The 22,593-nt window shown below is 35.2% G+C and carries 16 protein-coding genes and 2 pseudogenes; 8 read left to right on the forward strand and 10 right to left on the reverse strand.

Translation table 11 applies throughout. The features are described from left to right. Nucleotides 1-110 precede the first annotated feature (110 nt). On the reverse strand, nt 111-3,005 hold the full coding sequence (gene secD / locus H5J24_RS13630) for a protein translocase subunit SecD (RefSeq protein ID WP_068942723.1): 2,895 nt from the start codon (nt 3,003-3,005) through the stop codon (nt 111-113). A gap of 216 nt (nt 3,006-3,221) precedes the next feature. On the opposite strand from secD, the gene H5J24_RS13635 reads away from it, so the two are divergent. Then, nucleotides 3,222-4,598 carry a PQQ-dependent sugar dehydrogenase gene (locus tag H5J24_RS13635; protein WP_068942722.1) on the forward strand — a complete coding sequence of 459 codons (1,377 nt, stop codon included), beginning with the start codon at nt 3,222-3,224 and terminating at the stop codon, nt 4,596-4,598. Nucleotides 4,599-4,653: 55 nt separating this feature from the next. Here H5J24_RS13635 and hemN read toward each other — a convergent pair. From hemN to H5J24_RS13650, 3 genes and pseudogenes are all read right to left on the reverse strand, one after another. Then, nucleotides 4,654-6,011, reverse strand: a pseudogene (gene hemN, locus H5J24_RS13640) (oxygen-independent coproporphyrinogen III oxidase). 261 nt (nt 6,012-6,272) lie between these two features. Next, nucleotides 6,273-7,283, reverse strand: a complete 1,011-nt coding sequence (locus tag H5J24_RS13645; RefSeq protein WP_068942720.1) for a WD40/YVTN/BNR-like repeat-containing protein — start codon at nt 7,281-7,283, stop codon at nt 6,273-6,275. A 48-nt stretch (nt 7,284-7,331) separates the two neighbouring features. Continuing rightward, nucleotides 7,332-8,849, reverse strand: a complete 1,518-nt coding sequence (locus H5J24_RS13650; RefSeq protein ID WP_068942719.1) for an amino acid permease — start codon at nt 8,847-8,849, stop codon at nt 7,332-7,334. A 165-nt stretch (nt 8,850-9,014) separates the two neighbouring features. Here H5J24_RS13650 and pnuC point away from each other — a divergent pair, with 165 nt between their 5' ends. The 5 genes from pnuC to H5J24_RS13675 all read left to right on the forward strand — a co-directional run bounded on the left by pnuC (nt 9,015) and on the right by H5J24_RS13675 (nt 15,016). Then, the gene (gene pnuC, locus H5J24_RS13655) at nt 9,015-9,668 is read left to right on the forward strand and encodes a nicotinamide riboside transporter PnuC (RefSeq protein ID WP_232815589.1); all 654 of its coding nucleotides are present in this window, start codon (nt 9,015-9,017) and stop codon (nt 9,666-9,668) included. A 24-nt stretch (nt 9,669-9,692) separates the two neighbouring features. Beyond that, the gene (locus H5J24_RS13660; RefSeq protein WP_082811146.1) at nt 9,693-10,352 is read left to right on the forward strand and encodes a hypothetical protein; all 660 of its coding nucleotides are present in this window, start codon (nt 9,693-9,695) and stop codon (nt 10,350-10,352) included. Nucleotides 10,353-10,454: 102 nt separating this feature from the next. After that, the gene (gene dapF / locus H5J24_RS13665) at nt 10,455-11,222 is read left to right on the forward strand and encodes a diaminopimelate epimerase (RefSeq protein WP_068942715.1); all 768 of its coding nucleotides are present in this window, start codon (nt 10,455-10,457) and stop codon (nt 11,220-11,222) included. A 29-nt stretch (nt 11,223-11,251) separates the two neighbouring features. Beyond that, on the forward strand, nt 11,252-12,277 hold the full coding sequence (gene mltG, locus H5J24_RS13670; RefSeq protein ID WP_068942714.1) for an endolytic transglycosylase MltG: 1,026 nt from the start codon (nt 11,252-11,254) through the stop codon (nt 12,275-12,277). Nucleotides 12,278-12,409: 132 nt separating this feature from the next. After that, nucleotides 12,410-15,016: a TonB-dependent receptor domain-containing protein gene (locus tag H5J24_RS13675; protein WP_068942713.1), complete on the forward strand. Its 2,607-nt coding sequence runs from the start codon at nt 12,410-12,412 to the stop codon at nt 15,014-15,016. A gap of 126 nt (nt 15,017-15,142) precedes the next feature. Here the strand turns inward: H5J24_RS13675 and H5J24_RS13680 are convergent, their stop codons facing one another. From H5J24_RS13680 to H5J24_RS13705, 6 genes and pseudogenes are all read right to left on the reverse strand, one after another. Continuing rightward, the gene (locus tag H5J24_RS13680) at nt 15,143-15,562 is read right to left on the reverse strand and encodes a hypothetical protein (RefSeq protein ID WP_141395660.1); all 420 of its coding nucleotides are present in this window, start codon (nt 15,560-15,562) and stop codon (nt 15,143-15,145) included. 1 nt (nt 15,563) lies between these two features. Further along, entirely contained in the window at nt 15,564-16,769 is a 1,206-nt protein-coding gene (locus tag H5J24_RS13685) for a hypothetical protein (protein ID WP_141395659.1), read from the reverse strand. Nucleotides 16,770-17,346: 577 nt separating this feature from the next. Then, nucleotides 17,347-17,785, reverse strand: a pseudogene (locus H5J24_RS13690) (adenylyltransferase/cytidyltransferase family protein). A 13-nt stretch (nt 17,786-17,798) separates the two neighbouring features. Then, nucleotides 17,799-18,563: a methyltransferase domain-containing protein gene (locus H5J24_RS13695; RefSeq protein ID WP_068942709.1), complete on the reverse strand. Its 765-nt coding sequence runs from the start codon at nt 18,561-18,563 to the stop codon at nt 17,799-17,801. Between the two features lie 20 nt (nt 18,564-18,583). Next, a complete protein-coding gene (gene galE / locus H5J24_RS13700; RefSeq protein WP_068942708.1) occupies nt 18,584-19,603 on the reverse strand; it encodes a UDP-glucose 4-epimerase GalE in 1,020 nt (339 codons plus the stop codon). A gap of 120 nt (nt 19,604-19,723) precedes the next feature. Next, a complete protein-coding gene (locus H5J24_RS13705; RefSeq protein WP_068942707.1) occupies nt 19,724-20,848 on the reverse strand; it encodes a DegT/DnrJ/EryC1/StrS family aminotransferase in 1,125 nt (374 codons plus the stop codon). Nucleotides 20,849-20,935: 87 nt separating this feature from the next. Here H5J24_RS13705 and H5J24_RS13710 point away from each other — a divergent pair, with 87 nt between their 5' ends. Continuing rightward, nucleotides 20,936-21,664 (forward strand): hypothetical protein, encoded by a 729-nt coding sequence (locus tag H5J24_RS13710; RefSeq protein WP_232815590.1) that lies wholly within the window; start codon nt 20,936-20,938, stop codon nt 21,662-21,664. Continuing rightward, nucleotides 21,585-22,541, forward strand: a complete 957-nt coding sequence (locus H5J24_RS13715) for a S8 family peptidase (RefSeq protein ID WP_232815591.1) — start codon at nt 21,585-21,587, stop codon at nt 22,539-22,541. Before H5J24_RS13710 ends, H5J24_RS13715 begins: the two co-directional genes overlap by 80 nt. The last annotated feature ends 52 nt before the right edge of the window (nt 22,542-22,593 follow it).

Here is a 22,593-nt window from a genome sequence, read left to right on the forward strand (position 1 = left end):
AACAATTCTGTAGCGAAGTATTTTTAACCATTAAAAAACGAAAGGTTCAAAGACTGGAAATAAAAAAGCCTTTCTTTCGAAAGGCTTTTACTAATTTATTGTAGTTTGTATTATTTTGAAGCAAGTACTTCTTTATCGGAAGTCGATTTTCCGTGTACTTCATCTTCTTTTCCTTTCTTAAGGAAGTCATAAGCAATTGCCGATGCAACAAAGATAGATGAGTAAGTACCGAATCCAATACCGATTAACAGAGCAAACATAAATCCTCTTAAGTTATCACCACCGAAGATAAAGATTGCAAGGATCACCAAAATCGTAGTGAATGAAGTATTGAATGTTCTACCCAATGTACTTGAAATAGAGTCATCAAATAATCCTGCCAATGTTATAGATTTCTTCTCTCTCAGATATTCTCTAATTCTGTCGAAGATAATTACCGTATCGTTGATTGAGTATCCTAATACCGTAAGGATCGCAGCGATGAAATCCTGGTTGATCTCCATGTTGAACGGCATATATTTGTGAAGTAATGAATACGTTCCTAAAATGATAACCGCATCGTGGAATAATGCCGCAACAGCACCTAAAGAGAACTGCCACTTTCTAAATCTGAATAAGATATAGATGAAAATACCAGCCAATGCAGCTACTACTGCAAGAATACCGTGTGTTTGGATATCATCCGCTACCGTAGGTCCTACTTTTTCAGATGAAATGATACCTGCGTGATCTTTGTCTGCAGATTTGAAATCATTTAAAGTAATCGTAGAAGGAAGATCTGCTTTTAACCCTTCAAATAGCTTCTGCTCAATCGTCTGGTCAGCTTTTAAAGATTCATCTTCAATAAGGTAATCAGTAGAGATTTTTAACTGCTTCGCGTTTCCGAAAGTTTTAGCTTCTACAGAAGAGTTCTTACCGTCTTCAGTTTTGAATAATTTCACTAATTTTTCTTCAACATCATTAGCATTAACTTCTTTATCAAATCTTACTACATAGTTTCTACCACCCGTAAAGTCAATACCATATTTAAATCCGTGGGTAAACATAGACACAAGGCTGATTACCGTTAGTACTGCAGAAATAATATAAGCGTATTTTCTCTTTCCGATAAAGTCAATCCATGTATTTCTGAATAAATTCTTCGTAGGAGGAGTCCAAACAGAAAGGTGTTTTCCTTTATTCAGCCTGCTAAAGATCATTACTCTTGATAATAATACAGAAGTAAACAATGTCATGATAATACCGATCATCAAAGTCAATGCGAAACCTTTAATAGGTCCTGTTCCAAAGAAGAACAATACAACTGCTGTTAATAACGTAGTAGAGTGACCGTCAATAATCGCGCTTAATGCGTGTTTGAAACCATCTTTATAAGCTTCTAAGATACTCTTACCAGCAAATAATTCTTCTTTCGTTCTTTCATAGATAATTACGTTCGTATCTACCGCCATAGCCATCGTTAATACGATACCAGCGATACCAGGAAGCGTAAGAGTGAAGTCTCCGGAATCCATAATTCCGAAAATATAGAATAAGTTAATGATCATTGCAATTACAGCGTACACACCAGCACCACCGTAATAGAAAATGATATAAACAATGATAATTAAGAATGCAATTGCAAATGACATCATACCTGCGTCGATAGATTCCTGTCCTAATGACGGACCTACCTGAGTAGCCTGAACTACTTTAGCACCAGCAGGTAATTTACCAGCACCTAACACGTCAACCAATTCTTTAGCTTCTTCCTGAGAGAAGTTACCAGAGATTTGAGTTCTCCCGTTAGGAATAGCACCTACAACGTTTGGAGCAGTGTATACTCTGTTATCAAGTGTTACAGCTACTGGTTTTCCAACGTTTTTCTCTGTTAATGTTTTCCATTCTTTAGCTCCTTTAGAATCCATCTGCATGTCTACTACTATTCTTCCAAGTTCGTCGTAGCTGATATTTGCAGTTTCTACTGCACCATCAACCGGAGCTTTTTGGTTAATGTTACTTCTGATTGCATACAATACTAAATCATCAGGACTTGTAGCCTCAGGTTTGTAACCCCACATGAACTGTGTATATTTAATGTTTGCAGGACGTAAAGCCATTCCTACCTTGCTGTTCAAGATTTTGTTTACAGCAGCAGTATCAGACAATTTTACGTTGGCAACACCATTAGTTCTTAATTTGTCAAGCTGTAAAAGATTCATGAAATTTACATTCTTTGCAACTCCCATAGAATCTCCTTTTGCAGCAACCATAGTTGTTAATGTCTGGAAATAAGGTGCAATTTCAGGAATTTGCTGTACTTCCCAGAACTGAAGTTTTGCAGAAGTCTGAAGCATTTTCTTTACCTTATCGATGTCCTTCATACCAGGCATCTCTACAGAAATTCTAGCCGTACCAGGTACTCTCTGAACGTTTGGCTGGATTGCTCCAAGCTTATCAATTCTCGTTCTGATTACCTCGAAAGCTGTTCCTACAGAAAGATCAATTCTTCTCTTAACAATACTTTTTACCTGCTCATCAGTAGTATTATACTTGATTTCAGATAAAGTTGTGTTTCCGAAAAGTTCCGGATCAGCAAGCTTTAGGTTAGTCCCTTTAGCTTTGTTAATCGCATCGAACTGTTCAAAGAAGTTGTCGATGTAAGATTTTGTTGAGTTTTTCTGAGCTTCATCAGTCTTGTTTAAAGCCTCAATAAGAACAGGATTTGTAGAATAATTGGTTAAATCATTTACCAAATCTCTCTGGTTGATTTCCAATAGAACATTGATCCCTCCTTTTAAGTCAAGACCCAATTTCATTTCCTTGTCTTTAGCTTTTGAATAATAAAGCTTCGTATACCCAAGATTAAGAGTATCTTCCTTGATTCGTTTGATCTCTTTCTCGTTTCCTTTCGCAGCTTCTATCTGCGATTCAATTTTGCTGGCGTACCAGGTTGGTAATAGCTCGTTTAAGCAAATCAACCCCAGGACAATAGCAACAATTGTAATAAGTCCTTTTCCTTGCATTTTGTTATAACTACGTTAAATTAAGTCGGCAAATATAATGATTTTCTTGTATTTTATGAATTTTTAACAACAGAAATGGTTTATTTTCAGATATATCAGCATTCTGATTTCCATTTAAGATTTAACAATTATTTCATGGTATCATAGCGAAGTTTTCAAAATTTAATTGGTATAAAATTTTCATTCATAGATCAACACCTTAACTATCACAATATTATGAAAAATCTACTTTTTACCCTAAGTATCTTTTCTTCCTTAATTGTTAATGCTCAAAGCATTAATTTGGTGGAATTTGCCACCGGATTAACCAGTCCGGTCGAGATTACAAACGCCAATGACAACCGGTTATTTGTGGTTCAACAGAACGGAATGATAAAAATAATTCAGTCTAATGGGACAATTAACCCAACAAATTTTCTGAATATTTCCTCAAAAATTATTTTTAATGGGGAAAGAGGTCTTTTAGGACTTGCCTTCCACCCGCAATACTCAACCAATGGGTATTTTTTTGTGTATTATAACAATACAGCAGGAAATATTGTACTGGCAAGATACAGTGTTAATCCGGCCAATCCGGATACAGCTGATTCTAATTCTGAAAAAATACTTTTGAATATTCCAAAGCCATTTGCCAACCATAATGGCGGAAGCATTCATTTTGCACCTGATGGAAAACTTTGGGTAGTAACAGGAGATGGCGGAAGTGGCGGTGACCCTAATAACAATGCTCAAAATAAAAATGTATTGTTGGGAAAAATGCTGAGAATTGATGTGAATGCCACAGACCCAACCCCATACAATATTCCTTCTGACAATCCTTTTGCAGGAGCTGGTGTTGACGGTGCCGATGAAGTTTGGGCTTATGGACTCAGAAATGCATGGAAATTCTCATTTGATCTCATCACCGGGAATGCCATGATTGCCGATGTAGGCCAGGGAGCGATTGAAGAGATCAATAAAATGCCAATTAATCAGGCAGGACTCAATTACGGATGGCGTTGTTACGAAGGAAATAGTGCCTACAACACTAATGGATGTGCGGCACAATCTACAATGACATTTCCTGTTGCTGTTTATGATCATTCCGGCGGGAAATGTTCCATTACCGGCGGCTATGTCTACAGAGGCACTCAATACCCTTCACTTCAGGGGAAATATTTCTTTGCTGATTACTGCTCCAACCAGATTGGCATTCTCAATACTGATAATTCGATTAACTGGACATCTGCCTACAGCGGAAACGGATTCTCAACCTTCGGACAGGATTCTCAAAAAGAGCTTTATGTAGCAGGAGTAGAAAGTGGAAAAATTTTTAAAATCACAACCGGAACGTTAAACACTCATGAAAATGAACTCTCAGGAACGATAAAGATTTACCCTAATCCTGCTTCAAAAGAAATTTTCGTTAGTGGAATTAAAGATAAAAGTGTAACTGCAGAAATCATCACTGCAGACGGGCGAAAAGTTTTAGCAACAGATCGCATCACTGGTGAAAAAGGGATTAATATTTCCGGAATTCCTGCTGGGGTTTATTTTATCAACCTGAAATCAGGAGATTATAAATCTTACAGCCAGAAAATTGTTATTAAGTAGATCAACTCAACTTTAAACCAAGTAAAAAGCGGTTCAGTTTTGAACCGCTTTTGTTTTATATTGTCATTGAGAAAATTCTCGTTTCCGGTTTATTTCTCATCATTCTGAGGTCAAACACCATTGCTACATTTCGAGTGAAAGCTCTTCCAGATTCTGTAATTTTAATTTCCTTACCTGAAATTTCTACCAAACCATCATTTTCCATTTCCTTCAGCATGTCTAATGCATTATCAAGTTCAGGGAATGAATTATCTATCGTAAAAGTGGTTTCAAGCTGACACATCAGATTTAAAATATGTCTTCTTACAATCAGATCTTCTTCATTCAAGACGTGTCCTTTCACCACAGGAATTTTACCTTCTTCTACCATCGTCTGATATTCTTCCACTGTTTTTACATTCTGGGCAAAAGCATACCATGAATCTGAAATAGCAGACATTCCAAGCCCTACCATCAATTGAGTATTGCTTGAAGTATATCCCATAAAGTTTCTGTGAAGCTTTTTATGAATCAGAGATTGGTATAAATCATCATGCTCTAAAGAGAAGTGGTCCATTCCTACCTCAATATATCCTAAATCCTGAAGGAGTTTTTTACCATCTTCATACAAACGGCGCTTTTCTTCTCCACTTGGAAGGTCATTTTCATCAAAACCTCTCTGCCCTACTCCTTTTACCCATGGAACGTGCGCATAAGAGTAAAATGCCAGTCTATCCGGCTTCAGCTCCATTGTTTTCTGATGGTATGTTCCATCGCTTCCCAGGTTTGATGTGGAAGCCCAAATACTAAATCATGGCTGATTCCTCTGTAGCCAATTTCCTTAGCCCACTCCGTTACGTTTTTCACGTTCTCAAAAGGCTGAATTCTATTAATCGCTTTCTGCACTTTTGGATCATAATCCTGAACTCCGAAGCTTACTCTTCTAAAGCCAAGATCATATAAAGTCTGAAGGTGTTCCTTAGTAGTATTATTGGGGTGTCCTTCAAATGAAAACTCAGGATGTTCTGCAATCTCTACTGTTGAAAAGATTCCTTCCAATAATGTTTTTAAATTTTCGGGAGAGAAAAATGTAGGAGTTCCACCACCCAGGTGCAATTCTTTCAGTTTGGGTTTCTCGTTAAAAAGCTCAAGATAAAGTTTCCATTCCTTTAAAACACTTTCCAGATAAGGAACTTCAACACTATGCTGTTTTGTAATACGCTTATGACATGCACAGAATGTACACAACGCCTCGCAGAAAGGCAAATGGATATAAATAGAAATTCCCTCCTCTGCATTTGTTTCATGAAAAGACCTGATTACAGTTTCCTTCCAACTTTCCGGTGAAAATGTAGATTCATCCCAATAAGGAACCGTAGGATAAGACGTGTAACGAGGTCCGGGAATATTATACTTATCTATTAAAGAATTCATTTTGAAAATAAAATTTTATAAGGTGAGGAAGTTTAACATTATTAAAAATCCATCCTACAAAATTAACCATTAGTTATGACTTTTTACCTATGAATTATATTAGGTTATAGTTTAGAATGAGTCTAAATACACTATTTGAACCTGTTATGGTGATAATGATAAATTCTATCAGTTTTATTTATTTTTTTGATCTGAATTCAGGTATCAATTAAAAAACATTAACTCTCGGAACCTTTTCTTTATTCAGATAAAAAAATCATCTTATTTTATGGTCATCAACAGAATTCTATCCTTCCCCGCAAAAACCACTTTATTTTCATCAACCCATTGACAGACATACAACCCTTTTTCATCAGAAATTTTCTTCCAGGTTTTTCCAAAATCTGAAGAATAACTAACATGCTGATCTCCTACTGCAATCATCTCCTTTCCTTTTGAACCCGGTTTAATTTTCACACAGGTCATATATCCGGCATTTTGTCCCGAAGCCTGAATCTGCCAGGTTTCACCACCATCATGAGTAGTAGCAATATTATTAACATTTACAGTCTGTTTGGTATAATCCCCACCTACCGCAACTCCGAATTGGTCATCGTTAAAATCTATGGAATACATTCCTTGTGACGACTCTCCCTGAATAAAAGGTGTTTTAAAAACTTCCAGTTTTTCATTTTTAAGATTCATTCTTATTATTCTCGAAGCTTTCCCACCCGTTGCAATCCATAGATATTTTTTGGTGGAGGAAATATTCGTATTACTGGCTGCAAAAGCTGCTTCTCCTTCATTAAGCTTTACCTTATTCTTAAACATTCCCCACTTACCATCTTTATAAACCGCCAATTTTAACAATAGATCGCTGTCTGCATCACTAAAAGTATAGGCCAGCTTATCATTCACAAAATGCAAAGCATCATAAAAAGCCGTTTTTGCAGAATCTGTATAAACAATCTGTGATTTCAAATCCCTTTTATCAATTTTAAAAAAGCGAGCCGGACTTACGATATTGATCGCACAGAATGAAGTTTTATCCTGTGCCAGGGTTCTGAATTCAAGTTTTTCATCAGAAAGCTTAATTTGTTTTTGATTTTTAGCATCCTTAAGATCTACAAATCCGAATTTAGACTCCGAACCACTATACCAGACTTTGTTATCATATAACTCAAGAGCTCTGATACTCATTTTATCGTTAAGAATTGTTTCAATACTTTCCACCTGTTGGGAAAATGCAACCATTCCTACAGAAAGGAATGCAATGGAGAAAATCTTTTTCATATGCATATTATAAGACAAAAAAAACCGCCGAAGCGGTTTATATTATTATTAATCTTGGTTATGATATTTTTCAGGATTATTAAGTTTACTATTTGATTTTCCATAAAGGAAATATACTAAACCACCTAAGAATAACCATACAGCCGAAAGCTCCAATGCATGAGCACTTAAGTTAAATATCAAATAAATATTGATAAATACTCCCAGTGCTACAACTATTTTGTAAGCAGGAACTTTGAAAGGTCTGATCAAATTAGGTTCTTTTTTTCTCATTACCCAAACGGCAATACAAACCAGTGTAAATGCAAACAGGGTTCCGAAACTTGTCATATCAGCCAGTGTTGAAATAGGGGTAAATGCAGCGATTAATGCTACAACAATTCCCAACAAAATGATTCCTTTGTAAGGCGTTTTTGTTTTTGGATGAAGATCACCGAAGAATTTAGGAATCAATCCGTCTTTTGCCATTCCGATGAAGATTCTTGACTGTCCCATCATCATTACCATTACCACTGAAATTAATCCTACAGTAGCAGCAATTGTTACTACATTACTAGCCCAGTGTTTCCCTGCAATTTCAAAAGCATAGGCTACAGGAGCTTTGATCGCATCAGGATATTTACCTTCCGGGTTAAAGTCTGTATAATGCATCATCCCTGTTAATACAAGAGATACACAAATATATAAAGCCGTACAAACCAATAATGAAGCGATAATTGCGAAAGGCACATCTTTCTTAGGGTTAATAGCCTCTCCAGCCTGTGTAGATACAGCATCAAAACCAATATAAGCAAAGAAAATAGCTGCTGCTCCGGAAATAATCCCTTTAATACCATAAGCCGAGACCAAGTCTCCTTCAGAATTTTTAATCTGAACCTGATCCGGAATAAAAGGTTTCCAGTTTTTAACACCATCTACTGCATTATAAAGATCAGTGTTAGAAAAAATAATATATACTCCTGCAATAATTACAAAGATAACGGCAGAAGTTTTCATCAAAACGATCAGGTTATTGGCTCCTGCGGCTTCTTTCGTTCCTTTTACCAATAATGCGGTAATCAAAAGAACAAGAATAAATGCAGGCAGGTTCATTGAAAAACCGCTTCCTGTATAACTCGCAGGATCCGAAGTAAGATAAGCCGGCAAGTGAATATTAAAGATCTTCAAAAATTTAGTAAAATACCCGGACCAACTCACGGAAACAGCCATACTGGCCATGGCATACTCCAGAATGAGACACCATCCCATTGCCCATGCAAAAATTTCTCCTACTGTTCCATAAGCATAAGCATACGCAGATCCCTCAACAGGAATAATGGAGGCGAACTCCGCATAGCATAATGCTGCAAAAACACAGGCAATACCTGCAATAATAAAGGAGATTGCAAGCGCTGGTCCTGCATGATAATAGGCTCCTGTTCCTGTAAGAACAAAGATTCCACCTCCAATGATAGCACCTACACCTATTGCTGTTAAACTCCATTTTCCGAGGACTTTTTTCAGCTCACTTTTCTTCATATCTGCCTCATAGGCACTTAGTGGTTTTTTAACCCAAATTTTCGACATGTTTTTTTATTTATTAAGGATTTACGAAAATATAAAAAATTTAGGAATCCCCACGTTTATCGTTAAACTTTCATCATTTATTTTACATTAAAATCTTTAAAAACCTGAGCAACATATTATTTAATTCATTTTAAAAACTCCATTTTTTTGTTTATTTTTGATCGCATGAATTTATATGATCTTTTTGTAAAGCCTTATGAAAGCTATGATTCTTTACAAATTATGCTCGAGGCATCCGGTGCCATTTTCGGAACTCTGAGCGTATATTTTTCCATTAAGAAAAATATATGGGTATACCCTACAGGTATTGTTTCAACCTTGATCTATGTATATATCCTTTTTAATTTTGGGCTCTTAGGAGACTGTCTCATCAATGTTTATTATACCATAATGAGTGTTTATGGCTGGATATTATGGGCCAAAAATTCAGAAGATCATATTCATGTGGATGTTACATGGGCCACAAAAAAGGAATGGTATTATGCCTCCATCCTTTTTATTCTGAGCCTGGTATTGGTTACCCTTATTTATTATTATAAACCTTATATTGATAATCACTTTTCAATGGAAGGAACCAACCTCGGATTATATCATCTGGATTGGGCAAATTGGATGGATGTTTTTACGACTTCAATATTTTTAGTAGGAATGTGGTTTATGGCCAAACAGCGCATTGAGAACTGGATTTTCTGGATTATTGGAGATTTTATTTGCATCCCTATGATGATTTTTAAGGGTCTTGGCATCACTTCGGTTCAATATTTGGTATTTACTATAATGGCTATCTTAGGATACGTCAATTGGAAAAAAAAGTTTTAAAGAAAAAAAAAGTACAATAAAGTCATGAAAAATTTATTTAAAATAGCAGTTAGTATCTTTGCTATAAGCACTTTAACATCTTGTCTTGCCTATACAGATGGATATGGCAGTAATGGTTATGGTGACCCATACTATAATAATGGATATTATTATGCTCCTTCCGGATATTATGGCAGTGGCGGGTATTATGGTAATGATGGCTATTATTATAGAAACAATATTAATTACTACTATGATAATGGTATACCTTACTATTATGACACTTACAATAACTCCAGAAGAAAAGTATATGTAGAAAGAAGAACTACGGTTACTTCACAAAGGCCTAATAATGGTTTCCGCAGCAATAACAGTGGTTCTTATAATAACGGAAGCTATAACAGAAATTCAAATAACAGCAGCGGAGGATTCAGAAATTCAAACAATGGTTATCAGAATAACCAAGGGAATCAGAATAATCAAAGCAGTGGTGGATTTAGAAACCAAAGCAGCAGCTCTGAAAATAGAGGATCCAATTCCAGTTCAGGAGGGTTCAGAAGTTCAGGCAGCACTAGCAGCAGACCAGAAACTTCCAACAGTGGATTTAACAGTGGTGGTTTCAGAAATAGTTCAGGCAGCACCCAAAGCTCAGGTTCTACTTCCAGCTCAAGCAGACAGCAAAACAGTAGCGGCGGCTTTAGATAAATAATTATAAATAACGATTATAAATAAGGAAACGAACAGTTAACACTGTTCGTTTTTCGTTTTAATATATTAATTTTGTTTCTTCATTTAGACAAAAACAATATGGAATTTTATAAATATCAGGGTACGGGAAACGATTTTGTAATGATAGACAATCGTTCCGGAGAATGGGATGATCTTTCAATCGAAAATATACAAAAGCTTTGTGACCGTCGTTTTGGAATCGGTGCAGACGGACTTATTAAAATAAATACCGCAGACGGTTATGATTTTGAAGTTGATTATTATAATTCTGATGGCTCAAAAAGTTTCTGTGGGAATGGAGCTCGTTGTTCGGTTGCTTTCGCTTTTTTCCTTGACATCTTTGAAGACAACTGCAAATTCATCGCAATTGATGGAGAGCATATTGCTGAAATCCATAACGGAATCGTAAAACTAAAAATGTCTGATGTAAACACCATTTCAGACGATGGGGGAAGCAGTGTGATGGATACCGGTTCTCCACATTATGTAAAATACGTTGAAGATTTAGTCAATTATAATGTTTTTGCAGAAGGACATGGCATCCGAAATTCGGAAAATTATAAAGAAAAAGGAATCAATGTCAACTTTGTAGAAAAAATTTCAGATAATGAAATTTTTGTAAGAACCTATGAACGAGGTGTTGAGGACGAAACTTATAGCTGCGGAACTGGAGTTACAGCTTCTGCTTTAACTTTTCTTCAAAAAGACAATCTAACTTCCGTAAAAGTGAAAACATTAGGCGGAAACCTTAAGGTATACGCTGAAAAGAGTGGCGATTCTTTCTCTAACATCTGGCTGGAGGGTCCTGCAAAGCAAGTTTTTAAAGGTAAGGTAGAGCTTCTTTAAAATCAAAAACTTTTAATCAATAATATAGAATGAAAAAAGCTATTCTCATTATCATTCTGCTTGTTTTTGTAGTAGCAGGATTTTTTGGTTTGAGATTTTATACTAAATATTTTGGAAATAATGTAGAAAAGGATGGTTACATTTTGATCCCTCATAAGGCAAACTTTAACCAGATTATGGATTCTATTGCTCCGTATATTAAAGACCGTGAATCTTTTGAAACAGTAGCTAAAGATAAAGGTCTTCCTGTCAATTTTAAAGCAGGGCGTTATCATATCCAAAGTGGAAAAGGGAATACAGACCTTGTGAATATGATTAAAGCAGGTAACCAGACAGCAAATTCTTTCAGAATCGGGGATTTTGGGGATATGTATCAAATGATTGGGAAGGTTACTAAAAAAACAGAACTGGACTCGCTTCATTTTGTTAATGATCTGGACGTTGTTGCACAGGAAAAAGGATATAAAAATATTGAAGATTTAAAAAAATATTTCTTCATTGATACTTATAATTTTTTCTGGACCGTAAGTCCAAGAGAATTTTTTGCAAAATTTGAAGATCAGTACAATGACTTCTGGACCAGTGAAAGAAAAAATAAAGAACAGCAATCCGGGCTTTCAAGAGAACAGATTTATGCGCTTGCATCTATTGTATATAAAGAATCGGGAGGAAAAAAGGATGAAATGAAAACCATCGCAGGTTTATATTTAAACCGCTACAGAAAAGGAATGAAGCTTCAGTCTGATCCTACCGTAATCTATGCGATTAATAAGCAGACCAATTTTAAAGAACCAATCAAAAGGGTTTTATATAAGCATTTGTCTACTCCATCCCCATACAATACTTACGCTAATGCGGGAATCCCTCCGGGACCGATTTGTGTAGTGGATAAGAACTCAGTAGATGCTGTTTTAAATGCAGAAAACAACAATTATATATTTATGTGTGCTGATCCTGCAAGATTTGGATATCATAAGTTTACAGCCAGTGCAGAAGAGCATGCTGTAAATGCAAAAGCTTATCAGGACTGGCTTAATTCAAAAAATATAAAATAAGCTTTTAGCAGACACCATAATTTTATAGATTAAAAAACAATAATTAAATCATAATGTTCTGAAAATTAAATCAATATAATTTTCAAAATATTAGGGGTTATCCTTTCACGATTTTATACAAAAAAATAACCTATGAAGAATAAGACAGAAATTGTCAATATTTTCACTAGAAAAACACTAGGACTTACTTTAGTACTCTCAGCAGCCGCTATGGCTTTTGCTCAGGAGAAATCTGATGTTTCAGGAACCATTGTCAACAAGAAAAATCAACCAGTACCTTATGCTTCTGTAACCTTTACGAACAAAGCCAACAAAGTATTGAGTGATGCTGTATTGACAGATGAAAAGGGACAGTATAAACTACAGCTCACCCCTGGAAATTATGATATCTCTGTAGAAGCTATTGATTACAAAAAAAGTATTCTTAACAAAAATATTACCGGAGCCGGAAATATCGGAGCATTATCTATTGAGCCTGAAGCAGCCACTACATTAGATGGAAAAACTCAGGAACTGCAAGGGGTTGTTATTACCGCTTCCGCAGCTAAACCTTACAAAGTAGAACTGGATAAAAAAACATATGATCCATCCCAGGATATTGTAAGTAAAGGAGGAAGTCTTCAGGATGTTTTGACCAATGTACCATCCGTTACAGTAGATACAGATGGAACTGTTTCTATGAGAGGAAGTTCTAATGTAAAGTTTCTGATCAATGGTAAGCCTTCTTCCCTATTAGGTATTGATGATGGAGCCAATGCTTTACAGAGTATTCCTGCTGACCAGATTGAAAGAATTGAAGTGATCACCAACCCTTCTTCCAAATTTGAAGCAAGCGGAACTTCCGGTATTTTAAATATTATTCTTAAAAAGAGTAAAAAAGTAGGATTTAACGGTAGTGTGGTAGGAACCCTTGGGTACTATCCTAGAACCTCCCTTAATGCTAATTTGAGCTGGAGAAAAAATAACTGGACCTGGTTTGTAAATGGTGGTGGCGGTTATACAGAAAACAAAACTAAAAACAATTCTGAAACCACCTACCACAATGTTAAATTCCCAGAAATTAAACCTATTCCTACTACTCAAGATGAAATAGATAAAATCCCTACCATTCCTGTTCACCAGCTTCAAAACTCCACCAGTAAAACTTATAGTAAAAATTATAATGCAAGTGCTGGTTTTGTATATGATATTTCTGATAAAACCTCTATCAACTTAACAGGATTGGTGAGAACTTTTGAGGGTGACGGAAATGATCTGGTAAATACTTATGACACTTTTTATAAATACACTGGTGATGCTTCAAATCTGTGGAAACTTACTAATCCATATACATTAAGGGATTCTAAAACGGTTTTTAACAACCTTGCCTTTCAGGGAGATGTAGGTTTGGATCATAAATTTGACGATAAAGGCCAGAACTTATCCTTATCATTAAGTTTACAAAGGAATAGAAGCAACAACAATGCAGATATTCTGGAAAGTTTAGATTATGTTCCTTCTGTACAAGACATTACAAGAAGACATTCCGTAACCAAAACGGTGATAGGAAAAGCAGATTATGAATTACCATTAGGCGAAAATTCAAAGCTTGAAGCTGGTTACAGATTGGATATCAATAAAAATACATATGATAATTTTGTAAGCAGCACTTCTGGCAACCCATTGATCCCTGACTACAATAACAATACAGACTACAGAGAAATGTTTAATGCTTTCTATTTACAATTTAGAAGTAAGATTGGAAGCTTTGGTTATCAGGTAGGATTAAGAGACGAGGTTTCCAATGTTAAAATCAATTATATCAGCCAAAATCCGAAGGCTCCTACGATTGATAAGACTAAAAATTACAATAATTTATTTCCAAGTGTATTCTTAAGTTATGATATCGCTAAGAACAATCAGATTTTAGTTAACTATTCACGAAGAATAGACAGACCAAGATCATTCTTCATGGTTCCTTTTTCGAATTACACCAATAACCAGAATATTTTCGAGGGAAATATTGATTTAAATCCATCATATGTTGATTCTTATGAAGTAGGTTATAATCTTACCAAGAAGAAGTTTACTATAAACCCTACTTTTTACTACAGGCATGCAACAGAAGACACAAAAATGCTGGTTTACAGACCAGATGAAAGAAAAACCGTCTTCTACACCAAACCTGAAAATCTAGGCAGTGACGATCGTATCGGATTAGACCTGAATTTCACTTACGATCCATTTGCATGGTTCAAAATTATGGGTAGTGCGGATATATTCAGATATGAAACAACCGGAATTACGTCTTACGCAACAATAGATAAGGATGGTTTACCTCAGACAAGAACATTAGACTTTACAGGAAGCGGTTTCTCTACAAGATTACGCCTTAACACGACATTCAGACTAGATAAAACACTAAGCGTACAGCTGCAAGGCTTCTACAGAGGAGGACAAAAAACAGTCAACCAGGATAGAAAGGACATGTATGCTCTTAACTTTGGAGCTTCCAAAACAATCTGGAAAGGAGACGGAACAATTTCCTTCAACATTCAGGATATCTTTAACACAAGAGGTATGGAAGTATTTAATTACACCAGCGACTATACCCGAAGCAGTTATATGCAGTGGCAGCCAAGACAGTTTTCTATTTCTTTAACATATAGATTCAAACAAGGTGAGAAAATAGAGCAACCTAAAAGGAAAAAGGATATCAACTCCAATGCAACAGGTGATGACCAACAAGGTCCAATGTAAGAAAAGCAAAATTTAGAAAATAGTTTTTCTGATATTTCCTATTTTAATTTTGGTTAAAATAGCTCTAATAAGATAATAAAGAAACACCATACAGGTGTTTCTTTATTATTATAACTTTATTTCTTTTCAAGAATCAGTTTTCTTAAAATTTAATATGATTAAAGCAATCGAACTTGTTATAAAAACAGCTGTGGGTATTATAAAGCCCAAAGGAATATCATCTCCGCTATTTTGAGGATTATAAATACCACACATTACTAAATTTGATAAAAATAAAGATAAGAAACAGGCAATAGTTAAATATTTATCTTTATATCTATAACAACTGTAGTATACTATCAAAACAGCTATGACGAGTATTATGAATAAACCTTTCCAAAAAAAATCATAATCAGAGTTAAACATACTAAAGAAAAATTGATACAAAAATAAAAATATAATCCCTATATTTAATGTAGCATGCTGACCAATACCTTGAATTCCTAAAAATGAAATTATAGCTATAATTTTAAGAATTGTTTTCACATTATAATTTGTTTTTTCCATATTAATTACAGCTTCTTTGAGTTTGGGGAGCATTTCCATTAGATACATTTCCGCCCTTATTTTTTATTAAATTAGCAACTGTATATGGGGTATCAACACCTGCTGTATTAGTACTAACTCCAACATAACTTAATACTGTCAGAGTAAAATCAGCACAATTATTGAATCCAAGATCATAAGTTCCTCCAGAATATGAAATGGAAACAGCAATGATCTGTTGAAGTTGCGTGGGAGTAATATTACCGACATTCCAAGAATGTGTATATATGTGTCCTTCATCATTCCCGAAAATACCCGGTCCTGTTATCATTCCATCATAATTAATTTTAGGGTAAAATCCGAATATCATAGTATTATTACCTTGTTTAATTGAAATAAAAGCGTGTCCTACTCCATAATTATTTCCTAACTGTTCTGCATAAACCGTCAAATTTGCAGACTGTGTAATATTCAGGCAACTCAAAAAGTCTTTTATATCTTTAATTGTCACTTTTGGTGGAGGGGGTAATATTAGTCCTGCATAAGGATCGTAGCCACTGCCAGCGCCGCCACTTCCACCACCTATATCAGGTTTGATACAGTTATTAAGTCCAGTACATCCACTTTTCGGACCATTTCCTTTAGGTCCGGATTTAGGTGGAGAAATTACAATATCATCAATATCACAGGGAGTGTCTGAACTAAATCCACAACCGCCCTTATTATTCAAGCCTCTTTTCAGTTTATTTTTTATATAAGCAATACTAAATATTTTAAACACTTCTTCATAATAATCATTCCCCGCATCTAGTTTCCTAAATTCTACTTCAGTCTCTTCATTTCTCAGAATACAAGCTATTAATCCACTTACTTGATCATATTGTATCATGGGATAAATGATCCAGCGTTCATCTTCTTCTAAAAACATAGCCTGAGAATGCAGCCCAAATTCCACATATTCTTTATCACTTTTGCCCAGATTTCCTGATTTTATAACCGAAGCCCTTGTGTAATAGGTTTTATTAATAGCATCATAATTCTCCAATAATGTTTTGAAACCTTTTGCATAGTTTACTTGCTTTCCATCCATAGAAGAAAATACCTGAAATTTATTAGAATAATACACTTCTTTCTTAGAGGAAAGATAATCTTCATTCATCATGCAGGATTGCAAAGAAAAAACGGATGCAATAATTGGCATCAGTCGAAATACTAATTTTTTCATCATAATTGTGTTGTTCTTTTGTTAGATAAATATATCAATTTTTATTCAATCACACCATCGTGATTATTTTTCCACCAAAAAAGAAGAGAAATGAATATAAATACCTGTTAATTTATTTGGGCTTATATACATATTCTTAATACTTGTAAAAAATAAGCCTTATGGTAAAAAAATTAATAAAAGCCTGTAAAGAAAAGGAATTTATAAAATGTGATATCATCTAGTATTCTGATATCAGCTAGGTGTATTACCAGAGAAAAGAAGGAAAGATCATAATTCCCAGTAATGAATGGGAACATGTGGTAAGATTATTTGGGATATATAGAGGAAATTAAAGAGGAAGATACTATTAAAAGTGTCTTGAACAATTTTGATAATAGTTCAAGTAATTTTAGAAAAAATAACACAAACTATTGCTATAAAATCCTAGAATTTATTTAAAAAAACCGTAGAAATATATTGAGCTATTAAAACCAAAAAGCTTAGAAAAGAAATCAGGTATTTATAATCAAAAAAGAACCGAGAAATTATTCATCAGGATTGATGAATAATTTCTCGGTTCTAGGCTTATCAGTCATTTTTATTTTGAAGCCTTTTCTTTTTCAGCTTCGTAGATTCTTTTTCTTAAGTCACTGGTGGAAAACCCAGTGGTCTCTTTTGTTGTAAAAGATCTCAATCCCCTTTTCCTCACAGTATTGCTTACCTGTAAAATCTCTGTCTATATAATCATCACCAATGATTCTGATATCGATTACAAAAGATTTTAAAATATCCAGTAAATCTTCTTCTGTATAATAAGGTACGATTTCATCTACAGCGTTTACCGCTTTTAATTGAATATAACGTTCAACAATCGTCTGACTTGGCTTATTTTTATTCGGACGGTCGTGGGATGGATCAATCTGTAATCCGACAATCAGATAATCGCACACTGTTTTTGCTTCTTCAAGCATTTTAATATGTCCTGCATGTAATAAATCAAACGAGGAAAATGTAATACCTATTCTTTGTGTCTTCATATTAATATTAAAATTAAAATTTCGCTGAAATAAATGTTCTTTTAAATGGATAAAAGACCGGTGATTCAGGAAAAATGTTTTGTAATTGTTGTTTATAATCGTTTTTAAATTGTTCTTTCATTTCATCAGGAAGCTTTTCTATATAAGGAAGCATTGCTGTTCCTGATGCCCAGATAAATACAGCTTCTGCATCTTTCAGTATATGAGGAAATACTTTCTCATAAACGGTAATATCCCTTCCTTTATTCTCAAATAATATACGGGCATACTCTTCAATTGTTAACACCGTATATTCTCTTTTCCAATCATGATAAGCTGATTTATAGGGTTCAGTATCTGCTATTTTTCTGAGAAGCTGATGGACTATATATTCATGGTTAGAAGGGATCTGAACAGCTAATTGTCCTCCTTCCTTAATCTTGCTTATGATTCTTGGAAAAAGCTCTTTATGGTTACTGCACCATTGGATTGCAGCATTGGAAATCACCAGATCATAGGTATCTCCCAAGTGAAGCTGCTCTTCAATACTTCTTTTTTCAAAAGTTAATCGGCTTGTTTTGAACTGAGCTGCCTTTTCAAGCATTTCTTCAGAAGAATCTATTCCTAAAACCTTTGAATCCTCTAAGTAATCTAAAATTTTTGAGGTGAGCTCACCCGTTCCGCATCCCAGATCTATTACAGATATTCCTGTTCTTGATTCTACAAGCTTTAACAGGTCAAAGAAAGGTGCTGAGCGTTCTTCTTTAAATTGGTCATATACTTCAGGATTCCAAGCCATAATGATTGTATTTTATGAGTTTAGTTTCTCGATTTGAGATATTTTTGCCACTCCCACACGGTTTTTAAAGACTCTTCCAGAGATGTTTCAGACTTCCAGCCGAGCTCTCTTTCTGCTTTAGAAGGATTTGCATAAGCAACCGTAATATCACCTTCTCTCCTATCACAGATCTGATAAGGAACCTCTACATTATTAGCTTTTTCAAATGCTTTCACCACTTCTAAAACAGAAGATCCTTTTCCTGTTCCCAGGTTATAGGTATCAATCACGGTCTCACCAGATTGGTCTTCTATTAGTTTTTTCAAGGCTGCTACGTGAGCCTTGGCTAAGTCTACAACATAGATATAATCACGAACAGCCGTACCATCTTCTGTTGGATAATCATCTCCCCAAACACTTAGCTTTTCACGAACTCCTGCAGCGGTCTGCATTACGTAAGGAACCAGATTATTAGGGATTCCTATTGGCAACTCTCCCAATTTTGCAGATGGGTGGGCTCCAATTGGGTTAAAGTATCTTAACAAAGATATTTTACGGTTGTATCCTTTAGCAAAATCGATAAGAATTTCCTCACCCATTTGCTTGGTTTTCCCATAAACGCTTTCAGGCATTTTTAAAGGCGTACTTTCATCAATAGGCATTACATCAGCTTGTCCGTAAACAGTACATGATGAACTAAAAATAAAGTTTGATATTCCTCTTTCTTTAAATTCCTGTAGAATATTAATAAGAGAAAACAGATTATTTTCGTAATAATCTATAGGTTTTATCTGGCTCTCTCCCACAGCTTTAAAAGCTGCAAAATTAATACACCCCTCAATGGTATGAGCGTCAAAAACCTGATTAAGAAGTTCTTTTCGCTTTAGGTCAAAAGGATAAAATACAGGTTTTTTTCCTGTAATTTCCTCAATATTATTTAAAATAAATCTCTCTGAATTGGATAAATCGTCTACAATAACAACTTCAAAGTTATTATTAAGCAGTTCTACAACGGTGTGGGAACCAATATATCCCAGTCCTCCTGTAACAAGTATTGCCATTTTAATCTTCGTGTTTTCCTATATTTCTTAAAGTTGAAAATGCTGATATTATAAAAAGTAATAGACTAGTTATTACAGCTAAGCAATAAACCAGCTTATATGTAAATATCTTTCTTTTCACTATTTCATGAACTCAAGGACAGCATCTGTAATATACTTCAACTGTTCTTCATCTAATTCTGTATGCATCGGTAAAGAAATGACCTGATCCAAAAGCTTATCTGTATTTACAAAATCAGCGGCATTGCTCTCCTGGAAATATGCTTTTTGCTTTCTTAATGCTACCGGATAGTAAATCATTGCCGGAATTTCTTTTTCTGTAAGAAACTTCTGAAGCTCATTACGTTTTCCGTTCAGAATTCTCAATGTATACTGGTGGAATACGTGGGTAGAGTTTTCAGACCTCTGTGGAGTTAAAATATTTTCATGACCTGCAAATGCTTCATCATAATAATCAGCGGCTTTTCTTCTTGCCTCGTTATATGAATCCAAATGTGGCAGTTTCTTTCTTAAAACCGCTGCCTGAATACTATCCAGACGAGAGTTTACTCCAACCTCATCATGGTAATATCTTTCGTACATTCCGTGGTTTACAATTCCTCTTAAACGGTGTGCCAATTCATCATTATTGGTAAAAATTGCCCCTCCGTCACCATAGCATCCAAGATTTTTAGATGGGAAGAAAGATGTTGTTCCTACAGTTGCCATTGTTCCGGCATATTTTGAGGTTCCGTCAGAGAAAGTATATTCTGCACCTATTGCCTGTGCATTATCTTCAATCACGTATAAATTGTGTTCTTCAGCAATTTTCAGAATCTCCTCCATATTCGCACACTGTCCGAATATATGTACAGGAATGATCGCTTTTGTTTTTGGCGTAATTGCCTTTCTTAACGCTTCTGTTGAAATAGTAAATGTATCATAATCAACATCTACTAAAACAGATTTCAGTTTAAGCAGATGAATCACCTCTACTGTTGCAGCAAAAGTAAAATCAGCAGTAATTATTTCGTCTCCCTCCTTCAGATCCAAAGCCATAAGAGCGATCTGTAATGCATCAGTTCCATTAGCACATGGAATAACATGTTTTACGTCTAAATAAGACTCCAATTCATTCTGGAAAGACTTTACTTCAGGACCGTTGATAAAAGCTGCGGAATCCATTACATTTAAAACTGCATTGTCTACATCATTCTTTATTTTGTAATACTGACTTTGCAAGTCAACCATCTGAATTTTTTTCATAAATAAATTATTTCTGTAAAAATAAGGATTTTAAAATCCTATCAAAAATTTTATTGATTTTGTTTTTATCTTTATACAAAAATTTATATGAAAAAAATTTTACTCTTTTGTTTCCTAACGGGTTACTCCTATACCACTGCACAAACTCAGCTTGTTTTTGTCTTTTTTAAGGATAAGCCTAATAAAGCTGCCTTTTTTGCCAATCCTCTTTCTGAGCTGAGTCAAAAGTCGCTTAACAGACGTACTACATTAGGGATAGCACTTAATGATCAGGATGCTCCTATAGAACCATCTTATATACAAAACCTTCAAAATTTGGGATTTACAGTGACTGATTATTCCAAATGGCTTAACGGAGCTGCAGTCAATGCAACCACAGCTCAAATTACTCTTTTACAAACACAGCCTTTTGTTTTGTCTGTAGAAAGTTTTGCTAAAAATGGAACTCCTACCGTACAATCAACACCTGTAAATAAATGGAAGATGCCTACTAGTACTCAAAAAATTCTTACTACGTTTGAATACGGCACAGGAACATCACAGATTGATCAGGTGAATATAAAACCCCTTCATCTTGCCGGCTATACCGGAACCGGAGTTTCTATTGCAGTCATTGATACAGGATTTCCTACAGTAAACACCGGGAATGCTTTTCTACGATTGCGAAACAACAATCAAATAAAGGGCGGTTATGACTTTGTTGCCAAATCTAATGACATTTATAACCCCTCCCTGAATGCAACATGGTACAGTTGTACTAGGAGCTATCGGAGGTTATCTGGAAAATACATTTGTAGGCTCTGCTCCGGATGCTGACTTTTATTTGTATCGTAGTGAAAACCCTGCGGCCGAAATTCCTGAAGAAGAACTTTACTGGATTGAAGCAGCTGAAGAAGCTGACAGAAAAGGGGTAGAAATTATCACAACATCACTAGGATACAATGTTTTTGATAATCCTCAATACAGCTACACCTATGCTGACATGAACGGAAACACCTCATTTATTGCGAGAGGAGCAGGAATTGCTGCTGAAAAAGGAATTTTTGTACTTGCAGCAGCAGGAAATTCAGGAGATAAGCCTTGGCACTATCTTCTTACTCCCGCAGACAATGCTAAAGTATTTACGATTGGCGCTGTAGACTCTTCAGGAAATTCTTCTGTATTTTCTTCTTTCGGTCCCAACTCACTTGGTGTCACAAAACCGGATGGAAGTGCTAGAGGAACTGCCACTGCAACTGTTTTAGGCGATACCACTTATACGAGTACAGGAACTTCCCTGGCCACTCCTGTAGCTGCAGGAGGTGTAGCCTGTCTTATTCAGGCATTTCCTACCATGAGCAGAGATCAGATCAAAACAAAACTAAGGCAAACCGCTTCCCTTTATCCTAATCACACCGATCAGATGGGATACGGCATTCTTAATTTCGGAAGCCTTTACAACAGTGTTTTAAATACTTCTGAAATTGTGAAAAAAGAGAAATTTGCCCTGTTTCCAAATCCTGCTAAAAACATACTGAATATCGCTTCAGAAAATAGTATCAATTCACTGGAAGTCTATGATAATCTGGGAAGACTGATAAGAAAAGTAGACCATCAAAAATCTGTAAAGGTGGATGATTTTGCAAAAGGGGTTTATTATCTGAAAATACAGACGAGTGATAAAGTCTATTATGAAAAATTTATCAAGGAATAACTATCATTACTATAAATATTAATAGCACAATTTTTCACTAATACACTATAAA

It is taken from the genome of Chryseobacterium capnotolerans (assembly GCF_021278965.1).
GTDB lineage: Bacteria > Bacteroidota > Bacteroidia > Flavobacteriales > Weeksellaceae > Chryseobacterium > Chryseobacterium capnotolerans.

Coding starts and splice junctions, on each gene's coding strand:
- secD (WP_068942723.1), bottom strand. CDS start 3,005: ATGCAAGGAAAAGGACTTATTACAATTGTTGCTATTGTCCTGGGGTTG.
- H5J24_RS13635 (WP_068942722.1), top strand. CDS start 3,222: ATGAAAAATCTACTTTTTACCCTAAGTATCTTTTCTTCCTTAATTGTT.
- H5J24_RS13645 (WP_068942720.1), bottom strand. CDS start 7,283: ATGAAAAAGATTTTCTCCATTGCATTCCTTTCTGTAGGAATGGTTGCA.
- H5J24_RS13650 (WP_068942719.1), bottom strand. CDS start 8,849: ATGTCGAAAATTTGGGTTAAAAAACCACTAAGTGCCTATGAGGCAGAT.
- pnuC (WP_232815589.1), top strand. CDS start 9,015: ATGAATTTATATGATCTTTTTGTAAAGCCTTATGAAAGCTATGATTCT.
- H5J24_RS13660 (WP_082811146.1), top strand. CDS start 9,693: ATGAAAAATTTATTTAAAATAGCAGTTAGTATCTTTGCTATAAGCACT.
- dapF (WP_068942715.1), top strand. CDS start 10,455: ATGGAATTTTATAAATATCAGGGTACGGGAAACGATTTTGTAATGATA.
- mltG (WP_068942714.1), top strand. CDS start 11,252: ATGAAAAAAGCTATTCTCATTATCATTCTGCTTGTTTTTGTAGTAGCA.
- H5J24_RS13675 (WP_068942713.1), top strand. CDS start 12,410: ATGAAGAATAAGACAGAAATTGTCAATATTTTCACTAGAAAAACACTA.
- H5J24_RS13680 (WP_141395660.1), bottom strand. CDS start 15,562: ATGGAAAAAACAAATTATAATGTGAAAACAATTCTTAAAATTATAGCT.
- H5J24_RS13685 (WP_141395659.1), bottom strand. CDS start 16,769: ATGATGAAAAAATTAGTATTTCGACTGATGCCAATTATTGCATCCGTT.
- H5J24_RS13695 (WP_068942709.1), bottom strand. CDS start 18,563: ATGGCTTGGAATCCTGAAGTATATGACCAATTTAAAGAAGAACGCTCA.
- galE (WP_068942708.1), bottom strand. CDS start 19,603: ATGGCAATACTTGTTACAGGAGGACTGGGATATATTGGTTCCCACACC.
- H5J24_RS13705 (WP_068942707.1), bottom strand. CDS start 20,848: ATGAAAAAAATTCAGATGGTTGACTTGCAAAGTCAGTATTACAAAATA.
- H5J24_RS13710 (WP_232815590.1), top strand. CDS start 20,936: ATGAAAAAAATTTTACTCTTTTGTTTCCTAACGGGTTACTCCTATACC.
- H5J24_RS13715 (WP_232815591.1), top strand. CDS start 21,585: ATGCAACATGGTACAGTTGTACTAGGAGCTATCGGAGGTTATCTGGAA.